Source organism: Phytoactinopolyspora endophytica (assembly GCF_004138495.1).
GTDB lineage: Bacteria > Actinomycetota > Actinomycetes > Jiangellales > Jiangellaceae > Phytoactinopolyspora > Phytoactinopolyspora endophytica.
Genome location: NZ_ML142857.1, coordinates 87,695 through 89,860, shown reverse-complemented (window position 1 = coordinate 89,860; position 2,166 = coordinate 87,695). Strand labels below are relative to the sequence as shown.

Below are 2,166 nucleotides of genomic sequence, written 5' to 3'. Positions count from 1 at the left end.
GTCCGTTGTCGGTGAGTGTGACCGTGCGTGTGTCGCGGCTGAGCAACTGGCGGCCCGCACTGTCCTCCAGCCGCCGGACATGCTGGCTGACCGTCGGCTGGCTGATCCCGAGCCGGGCGCCGGCACCGGTGAAGCTCAGCGTCTCCGCGACGGCGAGGAAGGTGCGCAGATGGACCGGGTCGAACACGGTGCTACTCCGTCATGTCGGGCCGACGAGGACGTACTTATTGAGGAAACCAATGACATTTATAGTACCAATAGTGGCAATGAATTCCTGACAGCGTCTTAATGTAGGAGGGACTCCACTTATCTCGACGTTTCAGGAAACTGCTGTGACCACGGCTGACGCCGAACCCTGCCCTGCCACCGAACGACCACGATCCTCGATCCGCACCACCTTGGCCGCCTTCCGCGTCCGGAACTACCGCCTCTACGTCACCTCACAGGTGATGACGAACAGCTGCGGCTGGATGCAGCGCATCTCCCAAGACTGGCTGATGCTCACGCTCACCGGCGACGTCGCCATGGTCGGTCTGACCGTCGCATTACAGTTCTTGCCGATCCTCGCCTTCGGCCTGCTCGGCGGGGTCATCGCCGACCGCTATGACAAGCGCCGGATCCTGATGATCACACAGTCCGTGATGGGACTGGTCGCGCTGACCCTGGGCGTGCTGACCCTGACCGGGGTGGTGCAGCCCTGGCACGTGCTGGCGATGGCGGCCACGCTCGGGTTCACCACAGTCGCGGACAACCCGGCCCGTCAGTCCTTCGTGCCGGAGCTCGTCGGGCTGAAGCATCTTCGCTCCGCCATCTCGGTCAACGCTTCGATCTTCCAGCTTGGCGCCCTTGTCGGGCCGATGCTCGCAGCCGTCTCGATCGAGATGGTGGGGGAGGGCCTGTCCTTCGTCATCAATGCCGCGGCCTGTGCCGCTGCAGTGGTGCTGCTGGTCATGATGCGGCCCGCCGAGCTCAAGACCCCGGCGGTCGTCCGTCGTGCGCGCGGGCAGCTCCGGGAAGGCCTGGCCTCGGTGCGGAGCCAGCCGAGGATTCTCTGGCCGACGGTGCTGGTCGGGTTCGTGGCCGTGAGCGGCATCAACCTGGCCACCGTCCTGACGGCCTACGCCGACGACGTCTTCGAGTCCGGTGCCGGCGGCTACGGCATGCTCAGCGCGATGGTGGCGGTCGGGGCGATCATCGGCTCGCTGGTCACCAGCCAGCGGCACGCCAGGCTGCGTCAGCTGGTCTGGGGCGCGGCCGTCATCGGGGCCCTGGAGGTGGGCGCCGCCACGCTCGGTCACCAGGCGTTATTCGCCATGGCCCTGGTCGCCATCGGCATGGCCAACCTGATGTACCTGACGTCCAGCAACGCGCTGGTGCAGTCGACCACGACGCCCAATATGCGAGGGCGCATCATGGCGTTGTACATCGTCGTGCTGCTGGGAGCCCAGGCCTTCTCCGGTGTGCTGATCGGCCGTATCGCGTCCGAGTTCGGTCCGCAGGTGGCGATGGCGGCCTGTGGCGTCGGTCCATTGATCGGTGCGGCGGTGATCGGTATCGCCCTTGCCCGGCGTGGTCGTTTGAGCGCGCGGCTCATCCTCAGGGAGCGGCCGGGGCGGGGCTTTGTGTACATCGTTCCCCGGGAGCCGCAGCGCCCGGCAACAACTTTGCTGGCATCCGGCGGGCCATCCCGGCACGGGCGTGAAGGGCATGCAGTGACCGGTGACCCGCGCCAGCGTGCACGGGTGCGGCACGCGGCCTCGGAGGTCAGGCCTCGCGGACGGCTTGCGCGCGGATCTCAAGCTCGATCTTCTGCGACACGAGCCAGCCGCCTGCTTCGAGGGCGACGTTCCACGTCATCCCGTACTGTTCCCGGTCGATCTCGCCGTTCGCGCTCAATGCGAGCCGCTCGCCGCCCCACGGATCCGTCTTGACGCCGTCGATGTTGACCTGAAGTTCGATCGGGTGGGTGATCCCCTTGATGGTGAGATCGCCTATCACGGTGAACCATCCCGCACCGCGGCGACGCCGGACCATCGTGCCGTTCACGACGGACCATTTGGAGTTGGGGTCGCCGCCGATGACCTGCCGCGAGAGGAAGCTGATCGACGGGAAGGTATCCACGTCGAGGAAGTCCGCGCTGCGCAGGTGAGCGTCCCGGTCCGGAGT

At 66.5% G+C, this 2,166-nt stretch carries 2 protein-coding genes and 1 pseudogene; 1 reads left to right on the top strand and 2 read right to left on the bottom strand.

Going from position 1 to position 2,166, the window contains the following annotated elements:
- On the bottom strand, positions 1–187 hold a 187-nt coding region (locus ELR45_RS38305; protein ID WP_205856825.1), incomplete at its 3' end, for a helix-turn-helix domain-containing protein.
- A 145-nt stretch (positions 188–332) separates the two neighbouring features.
- Between ELR45_RS38305 and ELR45_RS18225 the strand changes: the two are divergent.
- Positions 333–1,538: pseudogene (locus ELR45_RS18225) on the top strand (MFS transporter); the annotation flags it as partial.
- Between the two features lie 226 nt (positions 1,539–1,764).
- Here the strand turns inward: ELR45_RS18225 and ELR45_RS41030 are convergent.
- A partial coding sequence (locus tag ELR45_RS41030; RefSeq protein ID WP_240759847.1) for a YceI family protein occupies positions 1,765–2,166 on the bottom strand: 402 nt, incomplete at its 5' end.